Origin of the sequence: Brevibacillus sp. JB24b, assembly GCF_051713385.1 — a bacterium.
Classification (GTDB): Bacteria; Bacillota; Bacilli; order Brevibacillales; family Brevibacillaceae; genus Brevibacillus_B; species Brevibacillus_B laterosporus.
Genome location: NZ_JBNVQV010000001.1, coordinates 3,553,823 through 3,573,384, shown reverse-complemented (window position 1 = coordinate 3,573,384; position 19,562 = coordinate 3,553,823). Strand labels below are relative to the sequence as shown.

Sequence of the window (19,562 nt, the reverse complement as noted above, 5' to 3'; positions counted from 1 at the left end):
AAGAGTTATTCTATCTGACGGGAGGTACAAAGGATGGACGTATTAAAAGTTTCAGCAAAGTCTAACCCCAACTCTGTTGCTGGTGCTCTTGCAGGCGTACTCCGTGAGCGCGGGGCCGCTGAGATTCAAGCTATTGGAGCGGGGGCGCTCAATCAAGCTGTGAAGGCAGTAGCTATCGCACGTGGATTCGTAGCGCCTAGTGGTGTTGATTTGATTTGTATCCCAGCCTTTACAGACATTATAATTGATGGAGAAGAGCGTACAGCCATAAAATTGATTGTGGAACCCAGATGATAGAGAACTAACCTACCTATTCACCTGTTTGTCCTCTTGGGAATAAACAGGTTTTTTATTTGCAGGGTAAGAAACAAGCCTGCCTGAACAAAGAGAGTTAGATGCCAAGCCTATCAGTCGATTGGCTTGGCTTTCTTATAGTATTTACATATAATTATCCTCAAAATTACATCGTAAAAAAGATGTCCAAGCAGTCAGAAAACAAAAAAATAAACATGACTTGCTTTCAGCGCTAAAATCGACGAAGATATAAAGAATAGCTAATGAATCAGCTTCAATGGAAGGACAAAACCTTCTAAATTTTTAGTAAAAATAGTTGCGACTTTATGGGAACATGTTACAATTACTTCAGAAGATCATTAATATACCGAGTACATTTATTTACACAATGCAACCATCTTTAGGAAAAGTACTTGCAATTTGAATAAGCTAGGTCTAAAATTGGTCTTGCTTATACACAAATTCTTCACAATTTGTCTACTATATTACATAGACAAATGCTGAATGACAGCTGTGTGCAGTTCGGATTGAATGATGATTGTAGATTTTCTCACAGTCGCTGAAGGGGTGGAATTTCATGATTAGTCAACTTTCTTGGAAAGTTGGAGGACAACAAGGGGAAGGTATTGAAAGTACGGGTGAAATCTTCTCTATTGCCATGAACCGCATGGGTTATTATCTGTATGGTTACCGTCATTTCTCCTCGCGTATTAAAGGAGGACATACCAATAACAAAATTCGTGTAAGCACGAAGCCTGTTCAGGCCATTTCGGATGTCCTAGATATGTTGGTAGCGTTTGACCAGGAAACGATTGATGTTAATGCTCCAGAGTTACGTGAAGGCGGAGTCATCATAGCAGATGCTAAATTCAACCCAGTGTTGCCAGAAGGATTACAGTCTGTTCGCCTATTAGCTGTTCCACTAACTGAAATTGCTGATGAATTGGGTACTTCCTTAATGAAGAACATGGTGTCCATTGGGGCAACCAGTGCGATCCTTGGTATTCCAGTTGAAGGATACCGAAACATTGTAGAGGACATGTTCTTGCGTAAAGGTGAAAAAGTAGTCGAATTAAACATGCAAGCGATTACTCGTGGAGCACAGTTTGTAAATGAATTGACAGGTGGACAACTTCCAGAATTCCAACTAGAGCCGGCAGATGGAAACAAACGTCTTTTCATGATCGGTAATGATGCGATAGCTCTAGGGTGTTTGACGGCCGGAGTCCGCTTTATGCCTGCATACCCAATCACACCAGCGTCTGAGATCATGGAATATCTTATTAAAAAATTACCGAAATTTGGCGGTACAGTTATACAAACAGAGGATGAAATTGCAGCTATTACAATGGCAATTGGAGCTAGCTACGGTGGTGTGCGTGCATTGACCGCATCAGCTGGTCCTGGTCTGTCTCTCATGATGGAAGCGATCGGTTTAGCAGGAATGACCGAGATGCCTGTCGTGATTGTAGATACACAACGTGGCGGTCCTTCTACAGGTCTACCTACAAAACAAGAACAATCAGATGTTAATGCCATGATCAATGGTACACATGGTGAAATTCCTAAGGTAGTAATGGCACCTACATCGGTTGAAGAGTGCTTCTATGATGCAGTAGAAGCTTTTAATATTGCGGAAGAATATCAAGTACCGGTTATTCTGATTACCGATTTGGCATTATCACTTGGTAAACAAACCGTCGAACCGCTTGATTATAATCGTGTTGAGATTCGTCGAGGAAAGCTACTTGCGGGTCAGGAGCTCCCAGAAACAGAGGCTGGTGCGATGTTCCAGCGTTATCAGGTAACAGAGGATGGCGTATCTCCACGCGTCATTCCAGGTCAAAAATTTGGTCTTCACCACGTAACAGGGGTAGAGCATGACCAAACAGGTAAACCATCAGAAAGTCCTACGAACCGTAAAGCCCAAATGGATAAACGCTTACGCAAATTAGACGTACTTCCTGCTAAATTCCCAACTCCGGTTCGCATTAATGGTGAGGGTGTAGAGTCTGATGTACTATTGGTTTCTATTAACTCTGTCGGGGGTACAGTAGAAGAAGCGCGTACACGTCTAGAAGCAGATGGACTAAAGGTAAATCATGCTCAAATCAGATTGCTTCACCCATTCCCTGTAGAAGCCATCAAACCTTACGTAGATCAAGCTAAAAAGATTATTGTGGTTGAAAATAACGCGACTGGTCAAATTGCCAATCTAGTTAAATTGAATGTAGGCTGTGCTGATAGACTGGAGAACGTGGTAAAATACGATGGAAATCCGTTCTTACCGAACGAGATTTATACACAAGTCAAGGGGCTGATAAAAGATGGCGACGTTCAAAGAGTTTCGCAATAGTACCAAGCCAAACTGGTGTCCAGGGTGTGGTGACTTCTCCGTACAAGCTGCAATTCAACGGGCAGCAGCAAACGTGGGATTGGAACCAGAAAACTTAGCCGTCGTGTCTGGTATTGGTTGTTCAGGACGTATTTCTGGTTATATCAATTGCTATGGTTTCCACGGCGTACATGGTCGAGCTTTACCAATCGCCCAAGGTCTAAAAATGGCAAACCGTGAATTAACTGTCATTGCATCTGGTGGAGACGGAGATGGTTTCGCCATTGGAATGGGGCATACTGTTCATGCGATTCGTCGTAATATGGATATTACGTATATTGTTATGGATAACCAGATCTATGGACTTACTAAAGGTCAAACTTCGCCTCGCTCTGCGGCAGGTTTTGTGACTAAATCTACCCCTGCTGGTGCGATTGAACAAGCTATTTCTCCTATCGAATTAGCCTTGTCAGCGGGAGCTACTTTTGTCGCACAGTCCGTATCCAGTGATTTAAAAGGGCTAACGGATGTTATTGAAAAGGGGATACAACATAAAGGCTTCTCGTTAATTAACGTATTTAGCCCCTGTGTAACCTTTAATAAAGTGAACACATATGACTGGTTCAAACAAAATATCGTACCAGTTGATAGTATTGAAGGCTATGACAAACACAATAAGATTATGGCAATGTCCCACTCGATGGCGAACAAAGGCTTGCTAACGGGCATTGTGTACCAAAATACAGAGCAACAGCGCTACGAGGATTTGGTAAAAGGATTTGATCAAGAAGCTCTTGTGAAAAAAGATTTGCATCTTGGTGAAGAACTCTTTAATCAATTACAAGCGGAATTTGCGTAAGGCAAATGCTAGAATAACTATTCTTATCTCATAACAACACATCCCTTCATCTACACTGAAAGCAAGGATTTCTTTTGCTAAACTAGTGTTTATGAGGGGATGATTTTTTTGTTGGCAAATTAGCAGATAACGAAAGCAAGCTGATTCTAGAAAAAACACAGAATCAGCTTTTGCACCTGCAAATATCAGTTCCATCGTCTGGATCGATCCATCAGTTGGCGATAAAATAGCATCACTAAAAAGAACACGACAATCTGTCCAAAAAGCGGGTACAATATAGTAAGCAAAGAACTAAACCCTACAAAACTAACCCCATAGCAGATTAGCAGTATGATCAATAGGATTAGTGAAAAGTGCAGGTTAATATAGCTTTTTACCTGTTCAACTAAGCCAAACAGATTGGCAACAAGCGAGGAGAAAACCTCTGCATAGACCAATAGCGCAAACAGGAAGGTAATCGTTTTGCCTAGCCCAGACAAAATGAAAATCGTAGGAGTATCTACAAATTGAACGTGGGGCATATTGTCGAGTAGTGATGCATACGCGAGAAAGAGAAGGAAGCCAATACCTAATCCACCAACTAAGCCTCCGTAAACTAAAGTACGCCTAGAAGAGCACTCTCGCCCTATAGGGATTAGGACTGCTTGTGCTAATGCAACATTAAGCGATACATAATAGATGGGGGATTGGAGCCATCCGTCACTCTCTAGTTCATCAAGAGGCAAGCCGGTTACGGTGGCAGTACTATCCCATGGCTTCGTGTAAAAGAAGACAAGCAGTGTAAATCCAATAAGGATCGGAACAAAAATACTATTTACCGTGTGGATAGCTCCCATACCTCTAGCCGTTACCAGGAAAATAAGTATCATACTTGCCCAAATTCCTATCTGAGCTGGTAAATGGAACGATTCTTTAAAAAGGGAACCAGTAAAGGCAAGCATAACTGAAGTTGTCCCGATTAAGACCAGAAGTAATATTGTATTAAAAAAAGTGCCGATCGTTTTGCCAAATAGGTAGAAGCTAACTTCCTGATAGGATTTGGCCTGTATGCGCTGTGCTACCAGCATGACCTGTATAGCAGACCAGACAAATAATAGACTAGCGATGCCAATTCCAAGTAAACCGTAGGGTCCAAAACGTACAAAAAATTCAAGAATCTCTCGACCTGAAGCAAATCCAGCACCTACAACCGTTCCGATATAAGTAAAGGCGATCTGCAAAATAGCTTTCCATGACTTTTGCATCGAGTACCTCCTGTCCACCATACTACATCCTATGAAATGGAGAGTGAAAACATGCGTATCACTGTGTTAGGCTTTCAATCACCATATCCAGGACCTGGAGGAGCTACCCCTGGTTATTTACTACAAACAGAATCAATGAATATATTAATTGACTGTGGGAGTGGGGTAATCAGCCAAGTAACGAAATACATACCAATTCATCAGTTAGATGCGGTTTTCTTATCACATTATCATCAAGATCATATTGCTGATGTTGGGGTTTTGCAGTATGGTTTGAATGTGCATCAAAGAGTGGAAGGAATACGCGCTAATCAACCTGTACCAATTTATGCCCCGACAGAGCCAGCCGAATATAGCAGTCAAATGGTATATAAAGAAGCAACAATTTATAAGCCCATAACCGAGCAGACAGAAGTGATTCTAGGAGACATAGCTGTTCGTTTTATCAGAACAGATCACCCCATTTTATGTTATGCTATGATGTTTACGCATAATGGGAAAAAAATTCTGTATGGTGCTGACACAGGAATGCAGATGCACTGGGAGAAGGTTATGGAACCCGATATATTTATATGTGAAGGCACGTATCTTGACGGTTTTGAGCCAAACAAGCCGAGTGGTCATTTATCTGTGCGCCAAGCGGCTCAGATTGCAAATGATATAAAAGCAAAATCATTATTGATAACGCATCTATTCCATAACACAAAGGAAGAGGATGTTTACGAACAGGCTAGCTCATATGGGGAATTATGCTACGTAGCACAGATAGGATTACAGATAGAGATATAAAAAGGAGAGAATCAACGTGTTTCCAAATGTTTTAGAAGTTGTACGTCAATATATTAGAGAGCGAGTAGTAGAGGGAGAGACTGTAGTGGACGCCACTATGGGCAATGGAAATGATACATTATTTCTTGCTCAATTAGTTGGGGAAAGAGGAAAAGTGTACGCTTATGATGTTCAAGCAGAAGCGATTGAGAAGACTAGAGCACGCTTAGAACGTGAACAGGTAGTAGAGCGGGTAAATTTGTTATTAACCAGTCACGAACAAATTAAAGAGATTCCGGTTGATCTTGGAGCCGTTATGTTTAACTTAGGATATTTACCGGGCGGAAATAAGGATATTACCACACAGGCTAATACTACCATTCGTGCAATTGAAGCCGGCTTGGATAAGCTACGAACAGGCGGAATAATGACTATCATTATTTATTGGGGTCACGAAGCAGGTACTATTGAGAAAGATGCAGTAGTAGCCTATTGTGAAAAATTACCGCAGTCAGAGTACCTTGTGCTCAGATACCAATATATGAATCAACAAAACCAAGCCCCTTTTATCATTGCAATTGAAAAACGGTAAGAACAAAACAAAAAAATAAACAATCTTATCCGAGTAATGGAAAATGTTCGTAGAATCCTTTACTCGGTTTTTTATTAGAAAGGAAGCAGATGAAAAATAGGCACCCCATTTGCCTATAGCCTACATAGAGTGATAAAGAGGAAAAATGTACTAAAGAAATGATGTAGGAAGGGATTAATGTGGAGAAAATTGGAATAATGCTCAATAAGAAAGTTATTTCTTTGAACAAACGGCGACGACACACTTATGAGCGACTTGCCTTTTATGTAGAGATTGGCGCTAGGCTTGGACTAGAAACTGTTTTTTTTCATTCAAGTCAAATTAACTTTGCCACGAATAAAATTAAAGGCTATGTGTGGAGAGATAAGAAGCTGGTACCATCCACTTTTATAATCCCAAAAGTCATTCACAATCGAGTACTTTCTGGTAAGAAAGATACGATTAAACGAATTAAAAAATTAGAAAAAGTAAGCCGGGTGTACAATGGAATTGTAACACGCAATAAATGGATAGTGCACAAGAGGCTTTGGACACAGGACAATTTACGTCATTATCTTCCAGAAACCAAATTATTTCGTAACCGAGCCTTTACTGACATGCTAAATAAGTATGATATTATATACGTCAAACCAGTCATTGGATCTGTAGGTACAGGTGTAGCTCGCATAGAACAAAAGCCAGATGGATATTTTTTTTACTCATCACAAACAAGCGAAAGTTTTCAAAATCTAGAAGAACTAGTACAATTTGTGGAAAAATGGGTAAATAATAAAACCTACATTATTCAACAAGGTATCCCGCTTTGTAAGTATCAGGATCGTACTTTCGATGTGCGTGTCTCTATTCAAAAAGATCAACTACACGAATGGAAAATATCGGGTATGGTAGCAAAGCTAGCAAATCTCGATAATAAATTAAGCAATTTAGCACAAGGTGGCAGTGCAGAACAACTGGAAATCGTTCTAGGCTCTCTTTTTGCTACTCAAAGTATTCCCATCGTTGTGAGACGTTTGCAGACTGCCTGCTTTGCTATTGTAGAGCATCTAGAACTCAACGAACCCTCACTTGTTGATTTGGGGTTAGACATGGGGATTGACCAGTTTGGATTACCTTATTTCATTGAGGCGAATGTTAGAGATCAAAGGTACTCATTTTTTAAAGCAGGTGAAAAGGCAATGTTTTATCAAACTTATGAAACCCCACTAGAATTTGGAGCTACTCTATACAGGAAGAAAAAATAATTAGATGAGATGTGAGACACCTATGCGTAATAAAAGGCCTGCTCCATGTGGATGCGGGCCTTTTTCTTCATTTCTAACATAACATGGTGTGTGTAAACTGAGACTGTCTTATTCGGCGTTACGGAAATGGTGGTATACGAGGGCAAGAACTGCTTTACGGGTCAAAATCCCCTCAAAGACACCTTGCTCATCCTCAACACATACAAATGGGTGATTAATGGACAACTCTAGAGCACGTTGAAAAGAGTCAGTAGGATGCAAACGTGGGATGTTGCGTTCCATAACCTCTTCTACATGATGTTCGTGCAATGTTTCATACTCCACACGCTCTAAACCTAGAATTGATTCCAGTATCATTGTTTTACTAATTTGTCCCATCACTTTATAGGAAGAATCCAATACAGGAATGGCTGAATATCTACTTTTCACCAATACCAGTAAAGCGTGTTCCAAAGAATTGCCCAATTGAACATGAGCTACTTTTGAGGCGGGCAATATTAAATCCATAATTGGGTAATTGAAAATATGCTTAGCTTGAGGATTATTCAATGCAAGATCCTCCTTACCTTTCATTGTTAATGGACATTCTTCTTTTATTGTATAAAAAATTAAGCAAAAATGCATTTTTTTCTCTATTTGAAATAAGATGAAAAACAACTTATCAGTAGCTCCCTATGATTTCGGGTACAGATGAATAGCTATTGTCCTGTTTTTGTCGAGGGTTGTTCACGGGACAATCATAACAGTTACTTTACAAAAGGATAGGTGATAAAGAAAAAACCTGAGACAATGAATCCTCAGGTTTTTTGAGTGAGAAGATGTCTTTTTTATAGATATGCAACACATGTCTTCGATTATGTGTCTATTTTAATAACTGCCAATCAGCTCGTTGAATCTCTGCTGCTGTAAAAGAGAAAAGACCAAGACGACCCGTTAGATGCTGGATTGCCACTTCTTTATCTGTTTCTGTCAAAGGCAAGGTTCCTTTAGGTGCTGTCCATTTTTTTGTAATGGCAAGATAAAGCTGCTCTTTTACTTCATCTACAGAGATGGCACGTCCAATATGTTCGGAGATACTGCCAATAGTCTCTTTTCGGACGGCTGGAACGGGACGTTGGGCTACTTCCATTTCATGTAATCCAGCTTGATGATAGAAGTCTTCCATCAGGGCTCCACGTTCTAATCCACTTCCTTCAATATTGATACAGAGTTGCAAAATGGAACCATAGCGCGTTCGGCGTTGTGCCATCCCACCAATTTTTTTACCAGCAAGCGCAAAATCATAATCACCTACACAATAGGAATCTACGACTTCTCCCAGTTCAATCTTTCCGTAGTCAGCAAGCCCGACTGACAGAATTTCGGCAGCTAGCTTATAAAAATCATCAATTGTCAAATTACACTGGGGGAATAAAATAGCCATATTTAAAACACCGCTATCTAGTGGAACACATGCGCCACCAGAGGAACGGAGTAGAGCCGAGTACCCTTTATGACTGTATGATTTCAATGCTTGTTCTAAGTGTGGTAGCTTGGCGTCACGTCGACCCAACCAAAAAGCTTTATCATAAATCCATAAATGGATAATCGGTTTTGCATTAGGCTCTTTCATAGCAGTAGCTAATGCTTCATCCAACGCAATCGGTTCTACCGGAGATTGTCGATAGATGCCGGAATCAATCCAGGTAAATGGAGAGTGCAGTAGTTCAGAATACACAGTAAAACCCCTTCCCAAATACCCTCCTGTAAGAGAGGTGTCTTTCTCCATTATACACATGTCATGAAAATCTCTGCTAGGTAAAAGGAGTATTCAGAAAAGATGGATTTTTCGATTTGATTTGTTTAATATTTGAGGAGAAGTCAAAGAAGTCCATGTAAGAGAGGAAGAGCGATTTGTCAGAGAAGGTAACTGTAGTCCTTGTACCCATGGAAGAACGAGATAAAGGTGAATATGATCGATTGTTGTTAGAGGCTGATGAATCAGAAGAAATGATTGCACGTTATAAGCATCGTGGTGATATGTACGCTGCCTATACGGAGGAGCGTTTGCTGGGTATCGCAATTTTGCTTCCGTGTACAGAGGAAATGGTCGAAATTAAAAATATTGCAGTATGTAGAGGCGAACAAGGAAAAGGCTACGGTAAACAATTTATTTCGTGTTTAGAAGAAAAAGCTAAAGAAGCAGACTATAAGGTGATGGTTGTAGGAACAGCTAATTCTAGCTTGGATAACCTAGCGTTTTATCAAAAGGTAGGGTTTCGAATTACTGGAATCAAAGCTGATTTCTTTTTACAGTATCCCTATCCAATTTGGGAAAATGGAATTCGTGCATTAGATATGGTGATCTTAAAAAAAAATCTATAAAACAAAAGCTGGTTTCCAAGAACATTTCGCCAAAGGTACCACAGTTTCCACAATTGTACCTTTATCTTAAAATGAAATGTTGTTCAAGGAGACCAGCTTCTTTTTTATTTTTTCGTAGCTGTAAATGTGAAATTGTCAAACCAAGTAGTCTTTGATGGAATTTGTTTAAAAGCATCTTTGCTCATGTACAATCCTATTTCGGAATGATCCCACTTCACCTTTTGCAGCGTATAGATATTTGTGCCGTTTAAATAAACGGATAATGTATCATCTTTTGCTTTTATTTTCAGGTTGTTGTTTGTTTTTAGCTTGGTGGCAATGCTTGCAATTGCTTTTGTCTCTTTCTTTTCTGGATCAGTAAGGTGACGAACTTGCAGGGAGTCTTTTGTCAAATAAACGATATCTGCTTCTCCGTCTTCACCATTAAAAAATATACCAGCTTCACCATCTGTTTTTACTGGATTAATATCTACTTCTATTTCCCATTCTGTATCATCTTTGTTTACCTTTTCTTGTAGAGGCAGAAGATAATGTTTTAGATCGCTGTCATTGCTATAAGCTGTTACACGTTTATCATAAACCACCCACGATCCAGTTCCTCGTGCACTGTTCCATTTTTTCAATTGATTATCTGAAAAATCATCAGTCACTTCTCTTGTTTTTTGATCAGGCTTTGGTTGTGGGACAGGAGAAGTAGGATCAGTTGGGAAAACCACTTTTTGTTCATCTAATTTAGCACGGTACAATAGAGATGCGGCTTCAGCACGTGTGATGGCATCTTGTGGACGGAAAGTACCATCATTGAAGCCTTTAATAAGATCGTTATCTAAGGCGATTGCGATAAAGGTACGAAGATTGTAAGAAATCTTTTCTTTATCTCTGAATTGATTTAATAATGTTATTTTTGCTGATTTTGATTGGTCATAACCTAGCAGGCGTACCAAAGCAACCGCAATGTCTTCACGTACCGCATTTTGATCAGGCTTGTAGCTGTAGGTCGAACCTGATTTGTAGCCAGTCAGGTAAGGCTTTGCATACTCGACATACGTAAATGCCCAGTGACTGCGTGGTACATCTTTAAAGGTCTGAGAAATACCCCATTTATCCCCTAATTGAACTCCAGAAGCTGCAATCATAATTTTAGCAAACTCGGCACGGGTAACTTTTGAGTTTGGACGGAATGAACCGTCGCTATAACCATCAATAATTCCCTTGTTGGCCATATCTGTAATTGCTTCATAAGCCCAATGATCTCGCGGAACGTCCCAAAAATTTGTGTTTTTAGCTTGTGCAAGCAGGGGCATCATGGAAAACAGCAGTAGGAACGACAACAGTAAAGCAGATATCTTTTTCATGGTTTCCTCCTCATATTCTTTTTCATGTGTGATGTTTGTCAATTTTCTTGACGTGGAAAACAATAAGTTAGTTTCAGTGTTTATCAGAAAAAACAAAAAATAGGTCGGATTGAGTAGGGCTAATCTCCTTAGCTTGGATTCTAATTGGCCAAATAGACTTGTTTTGTACAGAGAAGAATAAAATATGCTATGAAAAAAGATAGAAAAAACCAGCATTACAGAAGATGGATGGTTAGGTGTAGAGATATGTCGTATATATTAGTTGACAAGTCTGTTATGATTTTTTGAGAATACAAGTAATTTGGAGAAAAGAAGAAGGGTGGAATCGTGTGGGTATTGTAGATGGTTTGTTAAAAACGGTGGTAAATGCGAGTTATCGAGTCGAGATAGAGGGACTCTCAAAACTTGATTTTTCCAAGCCGGTTATTTTAGCACCAAATCACGTGTCAATCTTAGATGCGGTATTGCTGGCTTGCAATCTTCCTAAAGAGGTATGCTATGTAGTGAATACGGATATTGCAAAGAAATATGCCAGCTTTTTATCGCAGCGAAAATTTATAACGGTAGATCCTTTTAATTCCTATTCCATTCGTAAAATTGTACGTGAAGTCAAGACTGGCATACCTTTGGTGTTGTTTCCTGAAGGCAGGATTACAACGACTGGTGGAATAATGAAAATATATAGTGGGCTCGGTTATATTGCACTTCGTACAGGTGCAACTATTTATCCCGTTACATTGCTGGGACCTGAACGTACACCATTCTCTTACATTACGGATAAGTGGAAAACGAAGCTATTCCCCAAAGTGCGTATCCGTATTGGAGAGCCCTATACAATTCCAGTAGAAGCGGGAGTATCTAAGCGCATTCAAAAGGAAAAGGCCGGTAGTTTAGTCCTGAGAACGATGCAAACAGAGTTATTTTATTCCAAGGAGAAGCATCATGTGCAATTATTTAATGAAATGCTGGATGCATGTCGTCTTAATGGTCCCAACCGGATGATTGGTGAAGAATTAACACAGTCTATCACTTACAAAAAGTTGGCGATAAGTTCATATGCATTAGGTAATAAATTCCAAGCTCTTGTTCGCAATGAGCAACGTATTGGTACTCTATTACCTACATCACTCGGGCATGCAGTAGCTTTATTTTCATTGTTTTATTTAGATAAGTCAGTTGCCCTACTCAACTTTAGCATGGGAGTGCAAACGGTGTTGGATGCATGTGAAACCGCAAGCATTTCCATCATTTTAACCTCCAGAGAATTTATTCAGAAGGCTAATTTACAGCCCATGGCTGATGCGCTTGAAAAACATATACAGGTTATTTACTTAGAAGACGTAAAAGCTTCTATTAGCACAACTGACAAAGTAAAGGCCATGTTTGCTTATATGAGCAATCAGCGTGCTCTAAAAGAGAATCCAAAACAGGAAAGTGAACTTATTTTATTTACATCTGGAAGTGAGAGCAAGCCAAAAGGGGTGGTGCTTACCCATAGTAATATTTATAACAATATTCAGCAGGTCCTGAGCATGATGGATATGACGTCGAAAGACAAGTTTTTAAATACCCTGCCAATGTTTCACAGCTTCGGTTTAACGGTAGGTACGATTTTGCCAATTGTGACAGGAATACCTGTATTCTTTTACCCTTCGCCGCTCCATTATAAGGTGATTCCTGAGATTGCTTATGATCGTAATTGTACAGTGTTATTTGGAACCTCTACATTTCTCGCAGGTTATGCTCGCACTGCCAAACCATACGATTTTTACGCCATGCGGCATGTAGTGGCGGGAGCAGAAAAATTAAAGGAAGAGGTCCGACAGCTCTGGATGGACAAATTCGGTATAAGAGTGATGGAAGGATATGGTACGACTGAGGCTTCTCCTATTCTTTCACTGAACACCCCGCTACAGCATAAAAAGGGAACAGTAGGCCAATTTCTGCCAGGTATTCGTTATGAACTAGAGAAGATTGAAGGCATATCTGAAGGCGGTAACCTTTGGGTGGATGGAGCGAATGTCATGAAAGGCTATTTATTTCATGGAAAAGGGTTTGAACCTAGAGAAGGCTACTATGATTGTGGAGATATCGTAACGGTGGATGACGAGGGGTACATTTCTATCGTAGCTCGCAAAAAACGTTTTGCAAAAATTGCAGGTGAAATGGTCTCACTAAATTTAGTCGAGCAATTGGTTACAGAAGTGGCGCAAGATACAAGGCTTGCCGCTGTGACGACAGGTGATCCACGAAAAGGGGAACGCATCTATCTATTTACCTCAATTCCCATTACAATGCGTGAGATTAAGGAATATGTACTAGCTAAAGGCTTCTCAGCACTGTTGGTTCCTTCTAAAATTGTAGAGATCGAGGAACTCCCTTTGCTGGGTAGTGGCAAGGTGGACTATGTAACATTAAAACAATGGGCAGAACAAGGAAACCCATCTAATCGATAAGGAGAGGAGAGCGGCATTCGTGAAAAATAAAGCCTTGAAGTATCTATACATCACTCAATTTTTATCTGCATTTGCTGATAACATGGCATTATTTGTGATTGCCAATCTGTTAAGACAAAATGGCTTTTCTCCTGTCGCACTTGCCTTAGTTTCCATGGCATTTTTCTTGCCATTTATTTTAATGGCACCTGTGGTAGGACCCATAGCTGATAAGTATTCCAAAACAGCAATTTTACTTGCGGGTAATTTTTTGAAGCTACTTGGTATCGTGTTATTAATGTCAGTGGACCACCATAGTATTATGGCGTTGATGGCTAGTTACTTTACAGTAGGAATAGGAGCTGTTGTCTATTCACCTGCCAAGTATGGCATATTAGTAGAGCTTACTGAGAATGAAATGGAGTTATTTGAAGCTAATTCGCGGATTGAAGCCTATACGATACTTGCCATTTTGTTGGGGATTGGGGGAGGCGGGGCGATTGCAGCCGTTACTAGTGTAGCTGTTTCCTCTAGCATTTGCTTGCTTCTCTTTGCGGCTTCTATCGCTATGACTTTTTATATTCCAATGCAACGAGGCAATCCCCATATTAAAATTAGTGAAGAAATTCGCTTGTTTTTTGAAAATTTTCGTTTGCTGTACCGTCATCCGACTACGCATTACGCATTGATCGGAACAGGAGCATTCTGGATGAGCTCGGCGGTACTCCGGATTGCTGTACTTGCTTGGATTCCGCTTACATTAGGCTTTGCAGAGAATGACTTTCGAGTATCACTTATTCTAGCGACTACCTCTATTGGGATTATTGGAGGAGCTTTCTTTGCTCCCAAGGTTATTCCCTTATCTAGATTTACCAAAGCCATTTTCTATGGGTTTCTTATGACGGGCTGTATTATGCTGTTTCCTTGGATTCATTCTACATTCATTGCGATCCTGATGTTGCTTGCCGTTGGTTTTATGGGTGGGGTATTTATCGTTCCGATGAACACAGTCATTCAGGAGCAGGGACTTCAAATCATTGGATCAGGCAAAACGATTGCGGTCCAAAATTTTGTGGAGAATAGCTTAATGCTAGGAGGAACTGCTATTTACTATGCGGTAGCCTATATGGGTGGCTCCGTTTCTTTCGCTATATTATTTCAGGGTATTCTCCTTGCAGTCTTTCTCGGTTATCTGGTAATCAAAATTCCAGAAGTAGATCGGGCTCGGACCAAGCGAATTTAGCCTTCACAAAAATGATCCATGGATGAATAGATATAAATATGAGATGATGGATAATGAATGATGAAAGAGTTTTCATAGTGAACCTGTCAGTTAAAAATCGGCACAAGGTGATGAAATGAAACGCATAGAGCTGATTATGCAACAGATTGTATCCAATTCACGTGAAGGACAAGCAAGCAGTGCTCAAGAGTTGGCTGAGCTCCTCTCGTTAAGTCGAGCCAATGTGAGTTCTGATTTAAACCAGCTATGGAGAGAAGGGCGTATAGAGAAAAGTACAACCCGGCCTGTACGATTCTCCTTGCCTGGTACTCAACCTACTGCTTTGATGAATGAACAGAAAGTGGAAGCGAAAGCATTTGAACAAAGAAAAGCTGAAGGAAAACGGACTTGGGAACGTAATAGTGCAGGCTCTTTTTCAACGGAAACCAAGAGAAATAATCATCAGGGAGTAAATCAGCTACAAGATAGCGTGATGGACCAGTTAGCTAAAGATTGTCAAAGCTTAACAGCACTCATTGAACAAGCTAAAGCAGCTTTGCTCTATCCGCCCTATGGCATGCATACACTACTCTTTGGTGAGACGGGTGTAGGGAAGACCATGTTTGCTGGGCTCATGTACGAATATGCTGTGGAAAAAGGAATCTTAGCAGCTACTGCTCCGTTTATCACATTTAACTGTGCAGACTACGCTCATAATGCTCAGTTATTGGTAGGTCAATTATTTGGTGTGAAAAAGGGCGCATACACTGGCGCTGATCAAGATCGTCCAGGACTAATGGAAGCCGCTGATAATGGCATTCTATTATTAGACGAAGTGCATCGCTTGCCATCAGAAGGGCAAGAGATGTTATTTACTTTCATTGATAAAGGCTTCTTCAGACGTGTAGGTGAAACCGATGGAGTGCGTCAGGCTAATGTCAGATTAATTGCGGCAACAACAGAGAATCCTACATCTGCCTTGCTCGCTACTTTTACCAGACGGATTCCTATGATGATTTCTCTGCCCTCCTTAAAAGAAAGAGGACTGGAGGAGCGTCTACAGCTAATCAAGCAGTTTTTTCAAGAAGAGTCTTATCGATTAGGGAAGGATATTCATGTCTCAGGGAATTCTATCCGTGCTCTTTTACTGTATCACTGTCCGAACAACATCGGTCAATTGAAAACGGATATTCGACTATCCTGCGCAAAGGCATATGCCGATTTTATTTCTTTACGGAAAACAGAAATGCAAATTACTACAGCTGATCTACCTCCTCATGTAAAAGAGGGCGTGCTACATGTGGAGCAGAATAGACAAAATATCGAGAAGCTTATTGGAGAAAAAAAATATTTTCTGTTTCATCCAGATCAAGAGCCATATATTCTAGAAGATTCATCTGTGATTGATAATAATATCTATGAACGAATGGAACAAAAGATTGTTCAGCTACGAGCTACAGGAGTATCTGATACAGAGTTGTACACAGTTTTGACTAGTGAGATTGAGAAATATTTTACTAATTATCTGACTAATGTACGAAAAAGCTTTAATCAGGAGGATGTATTAAAAATCGTCCATCCCGATATTGTCAATCTGGTCGAAGACATCGTCAAGTATGCCGAGACTATTTTGAATAGAAAATTAACACGTAATGTTCTCCTGGGAATGTCGTTACATATTCAGACACTGATTGATCGTATTGGAAGGGGTAAAACAATCTCGAATCCGCAGTTAAATCAAATTAGCAAGCTACATAAAGCTGAATTCATGGTGGCTCTTGAATGTGTGAGCAAGATAGAAGAGGCTTTTGATCTCGACATACCACTAGATGAAGCTGGTTTTCTCTGCATGTTCTTTGTACTCGATGAAGCACAACCTGAAGAAATTAAAAATTATGTTGGTATTCTCGTCATGATGCACGGTAATTCCAGTGCTACTTCTATGGTAGAGGTGACAAACCGCCTGCTGGGCACAGATCACGCTGTTCCATTGGATATGCCCTTAGAAAAGACACCCCATGAATTATTAGAGAAAGCGAAAGAAATTGCCAAGACGATTGGTAACGAAGAAGGACTGCTGTTTTTAGTAGATATGGGCTCTTTGCTTACCTTTGGGGAAATCGTCCAAAAAGAATTGGGAATACCCGTAAAAGTTATTCCGTTAGTTAGTACCACTCATGTTTTAGAAGCTACGCGCAAAGCGATATCAGGCTCTACTTTAGACGAGATTTATCAAAGTGTGTTAGCTGTATCAAGTCATGAAATACAAGAGCAGTCTGTTAAACGGGAACGTAATAAGCTACCGAAACAAGTGATCGTAACGGCGTGTTTGACAGGTGAAGGAAGCGCACTTGTGATTAAAAATTTGTTGAAAAATTATCTGCGGTTTCATAATGAATCATTACAAATTATACCGATTACTTGTGTAGATCAAACTAAGGCCAAACAGGAATTGGAAGACCTAAAGGAAAAACGCCAAATTTTGTGTGTTGTGAGCAATTTTCGATTGGATATTGAAGCACCTCAATACAATATTGAGCAGGTCTTAAGCTTACAGGCAATTCCAGAGATTCAGCAGATTATCAATCAGGAAGAAATATATATAAAAATGGGTGAAACACTAGAATCTCATTTAAAATACCTCTCCGGCGAACAAGTCCTAGCAGATGTTCGTGCTACTATTAAACGTATGGAGAAGGAGCTACAGCAGGACCTATATCAGGATGAACTGATGGGAATTACATTGCACATGTGCTGCATGATTGATCGGTTAAAAGGTAGAGAAGAAGTAGCGGTATTTAAAGAAAAGGAAGCGTACAAGCAAAATTATAAGGAGATGCTTACTGTTATACAAAGGCTTATGCAGCCAATTGAACTGACTTATGGCATTATGGTGGAGGAAAATGAAATCTGTTACCTTGTTAAATTTTTCCTGATGAGTGAAGAAAACCAGTCTCAACCATAAGTAAACACTCGCTTTGCTTAAAACGAAACACTATCTCATTAGTGTTTCGTTTTTCTTATGGATGAGCAATACACTAATAGAAGAATTAAGAGATGACAGCCTACACATAAAAGAATTTGTGTTTTGGCATAGCAATTGCAATATAAATAAAATGTAAACACTTACATGATCAAAGGGGGCATATAAAGATGAATATTGTACTGTGTTGTTCAGCAGGAATGTCAACTAGCCTACTCGTAACTCGAATGGAGGAGGCAGCAAGGGAGTTAGGAATTGAGGCAACGATTTGGGCTATCTCTGCAGATGATATGCGTGATAACTGGGATAAAGCAGAGGTCGTGCTACTCGGACCCCAAATTCGTTATAAATTAGCAGAATTTAAAAAGGAAGGCGAAGCGAGAAATATACCAGTTGATGTCATAAACCCTGTTGATTATGGCATGGTCAATGGCCAAAAGGTTCTAGAATCTGCTCTAAACATGAAGAAATAGAGGGGAGTGATATCAATGGACAGACTCGTTCAATTATTCGAGAGAGCGTTGATGCCCATTGCAGGGAAGATTGCGGGGCAGAAGCATTTACAAGCCATTCGTGACGGTATCGTCTTAACAACTCCCCTGCTAATTGTCGGGTCCTTATGTTTGGTTATTGGGTTTATTCCAATTGACGGTTATGATGACTTTATGAAAGGGATTTTTGGTGAGCTATGGCGTACAAAGCTCTTATACCCGGTAGGCGCTACTTTTGATATTATGGCACTCATTGCTAGTTTTGGTGTAGCGTATCGGTTAGCAGAGAAGTATAAGGTGGACCCTTTATCGGCAGCTTCCATATCTGTTGCTTCCTTCTTGTTGGTAACGCCATACAATACCATGTTTACTCCGCCTGGGACAGAAACAGCCATACAGGTTAGCGGTGTCATACCTGTAACATTGATGGGTAGCCAAGGCTTGTTCGTTGCCATGATTATGGCTCTTTTATCAACTGAAATTTTCCGTATTGTTATACAAAAGGACATTGTAGTAAAAATGCCGCCAGGTGTGCCACCAGCGGTTGCAAAATCCTTTGTCGCTCTCATTCCAGCCTTTATTGTACTTGGAGCCTGCTGGATTATTCGTTTGATTATGGAAGCGACCACTTTTGAAAGCGTACACAATATTGTTAAAACGCTGTTAGGAGTTCCGTTACAAGCATTAGGCTCCAGCTTTGCAGGCGCTTTAATCGCTGTTATTTTGATTCATCTTTTATGGGCTTGCGGTCTACATGGAGCCAATTTGGTTGGTAGTGTAATGAGTCCAATCTGGTTAACTCTGATGGATGCAAACCGAGCTGTTTACATGAGCAATCCTAATGCAGAATTACCCAATGTCATCACCAGTCAATTCTTTGATCTATGGCTCTATATTGGTGGGTCAGGCACAACACTTGCGATGGTTGTTGCAATGGCCTTTCTGGCGAAGAGTCAGCAGATGAAAAGCTTAGGTAGACTCTCACTTGCACCAGGGCTATTTAACATCAACGAACCGGTGATCTTCGGGATGCCGATCGTAATGAACCCGCTATTAATAATTCCATTTGTAATAACGCCTGTTGTTCTATTGTGTGTCTCTTATTTTGCAATGTCCACGGGACTTGTAGCGAGACCTAGCGGTATATCCGTGCCTTGGACGACTCCATTATTAATCAGCGGTTATCTAGCGACTGGTGCTAAAGCGTCTGGATTAATACTTCAACTCATTAACTTTATATTAGCTTTTGCGATTTACTATCCATTCTTCCGTCTGTGGGATCGTCAAAAATGCAAAGAAGAGCAGGAGGCAACAAAAAATCAAGCTGTCAACACATTACAAGCATAAGTAAAATTGTGTTTTGCAGATATATAGAAAGG

Annotated in this window: 16 protein-coding genes; 12 read left to right on the top strand and 4 right to left on the bottom strand. The window is 40.2% G+C overall.

Annotated elements, in window-relative coordinates; translation table 11 throughout:
- Positions 1 to 33 precede the first annotated feature (33 nt).
- The 3 genes from spoVS to ACQV1I_RS16635 all read left to right on the top strand — a co-directional run bounded on the left by spoVS (position 34) and on the right by ACQV1I_RS16635 (position 3,488).
- Positions 34 to 294, top strand: a complete 261-nt coding sequence (spoVS, locus tag ACQV1I_RS16645; protein ID WP_003337012.1) for a stage V sporulation protein SpoVS — start codon at positions 34 to 36, stop codon at positions 292 to 294.
- A gap of 577 nt (positions 295 to 871) precedes the next feature.
- Positions 872 to 2,650, top strand: coding sequence for a 2-oxoacid:acceptor oxidoreductase subunit alpha (locus tag ACQV1I_RS16640; RefSeq protein WP_104032762.1), 1,779 nt, complete (start codon positions 872 to 874; stop codon positions 2,648 to 2,650).
- The gene (locus tag ACQV1I_RS16635; protein WP_018670914.1) at positions 2,622 to 3,488 is read left to right on the top strand and encodes a 2-oxoacid:ferredoxin oxidoreductase subunit beta; all 867 of its coding nucleotides are present in this window, start codon (positions 2,622 to 2,624) and stop codon (positions 3,486 to 3,488) included. The genes ACQV1I_RS16640 and ACQV1I_RS16635 overlap by 29 nt, the downstream gene beginning before the upstream one ends.
- Positions 3,489 to 3,673: 185 nt before the next feature.
- Here ACQV1I_RS16635 and ACQV1I_RS16630 read toward each other — a convergent pair whose 3' ends face one another.
- On the bottom strand, positions 3,674 to 4,732 hold the full coding sequence (locus tag ACQV1I_RS16630; protein ID WP_018670916.1) for a YkvI family membrane protein: 1,059 nt from the start codon (positions 4,730 to 4,732) through the stop codon (positions 3,674 to 3,676).
- Positions 4,733 to 4,783: 51 nt separating this feature from the next.
- Between ACQV1I_RS16630 and ACQV1I_RS16625 the strand changes: the two genes are divergently transcribed.
- From ACQV1I_RS16625 to ACQV1I_RS16615, 3 genes are all read left to right on the top strand, one after another.
- Positions 4,784 to 5,521 (top strand): MBL fold metallo-hydrolase, encoded by a 738-nt coding sequence (locus ACQV1I_RS16625; protein WP_116333327.1) that lies wholly within the window; start codon positions 4,784 to 4,786, stop codon positions 5,519 to 5,521.
- 16 nt (positions 5,522 to 5,537) lie between these two features.
- Complete coding sequence (locus ACQV1I_RS16620) at positions 5,538 to 6,092, top strand: tRNA (mnm(5)s(2)U34)-methyltransferase (protein WP_018670918.1); 555 nt, start codon at positions 5,538 to 5,540, stop codon at positions 6,090 to 6,092.
- 179 nt (positions 6,093 to 6,271) lie between these two features.
- Entirely contained in the window at positions 6,272 to 7,333 is a 1,062-nt protein-coding gene (locus ACQV1I_RS16615; RefSeq protein WP_116333326.1) for a YheC/YheD family endospore coat-associated protein, read from the top strand.
- Positions 7,334 to 7,441: 108 nt separating this feature from the next.
- Here ACQV1I_RS16615 and cbpB read toward each other — a convergent pair whose 3' ends face one another.
- Together cbpB and ACQV1I_RS16605 are read right to left on the bottom strand one after the other, a co-directional pair.
- On the bottom strand, positions 7,442 to 7,882 hold the full coding sequence (gene cbpB / locus ACQV1I_RS16610) for a cyclic-di-AMP-binding protein CbpB (protein WP_094699584.1): 441 nt from the start codon (positions 7,880 to 7,882) through the stop codon (positions 7,442 to 7,444).
- Positions 7,883 to 8,195: 313 nt separating this feature from the next.
- Positions 8,196 to 9,068: a lipoate--protein ligase family protein gene (locus tag ACQV1I_RS16605; protein ID WP_116333325.1), complete on the bottom strand. Its 873-nt coding sequence runs from the start codon at positions 9,066 to 9,068 to the stop codon at positions 8,196 to 8,198.
- Between the two features lie 158 nt (positions 9,069 to 9,226).
- On the opposite strand from ACQV1I_RS16605, the gene ACQV1I_RS16600 reads away from it, so the two are divergent.
- Positions 9,227 to 9,697, top strand: a complete 471-nt coding sequence (locus ACQV1I_RS16600; RefSeq protein ID WP_094699331.1) for a GNAT family N-acetyltransferase — start codon at positions 9,227 to 9,229, stop codon at positions 9,695 to 9,697.
- Positions 9,698 to 9,801: 104 nt separating this feature from the next.
- Here ACQV1I_RS16600 and ACQV1I_RS16595 read toward each other — a convergent pair whose 3' ends face one another.
- Positions 9,802 to 11,052 carry an S-layer homology domain-containing protein gene (locus tag ACQV1I_RS16595; protein WP_094699330.1) on the bottom strand — a complete coding sequence of 417 codons (1,251 nt, stop codon included), beginning with the start codon at positions 11,050 to 11,052 and terminating at the stop codon, positions 9,802 to 9,804.
- A gap of 329 nt (positions 11,053 to 11,381) precedes the next feature.
- On the opposite strand from ACQV1I_RS16595, the gene ACQV1I_RS16590 reads away from it, so the two are divergent.
- The 5 genes from ACQV1I_RS16590 to celB all read left to right on the top strand — a co-directional run bounded on the left by ACQV1I_RS16590 (position 11,382) and on the right by celB (position 19,530).
- Positions 11,382 to 13,508: an AMP-binding protein gene (locus ACQV1I_RS16590; RefSeq protein WP_116333324.1), complete on the top strand. Its 2,127-nt coding sequence runs from the start codon at positions 11,382 to 11,384 to the stop codon at positions 13,506 to 13,508.
- 19 nt (positions 13,509 to 13,527) lie between these two features.
- On the top strand, positions 13,528 to 14,730 hold the full coding sequence (gene lplT / locus ACQV1I_RS16585; RefSeq protein WP_094699328.1) for a lysophospholipid transporter LplT: 1,203 nt from the start codon (positions 13,528 to 13,530) through the stop codon (positions 14,728 to 14,730).
- Between the two features lie 115 nt (positions 14,731 to 14,845).
- Positions 14,846 to 17,674 (top strand): sigma 54-interacting transcriptional regulator, encoded by a 2,829-nt coding sequence (locus ACQV1I_RS16580; protein ID WP_116333323.1) that lies wholly within the window; start codon positions 14,846 to 14,848, stop codon positions 17,672 to 17,674.
- Between the two features lie 188 nt (positions 17,675 to 17,862).
- Positions 17,863 to 18,165, top strand: coding sequence for a PTS sugar transporter subunit IIB (locus tag ACQV1I_RS16575; protein ID WP_094699326.1), 303 nt, complete (start codon positions 17,863 to 17,865; stop codon positions 18,163 to 18,165).
- A gap of 15 nt (positions 18,166 to 18,180) precedes the next feature.
- Positions 18,181 to 19,530, top strand: coding sequence for a PTS cellobiose transporter subunit IIC (celB, locus tag ACQV1I_RS16570; RefSeq protein WP_116333322.1), 1,350 nt, complete (start codon positions 18,181 to 18,183; stop codon positions 19,528 to 19,530).
- The last annotated feature ends 32 nt before the right edge of the window (positions 19,531 to 19,562 follow it).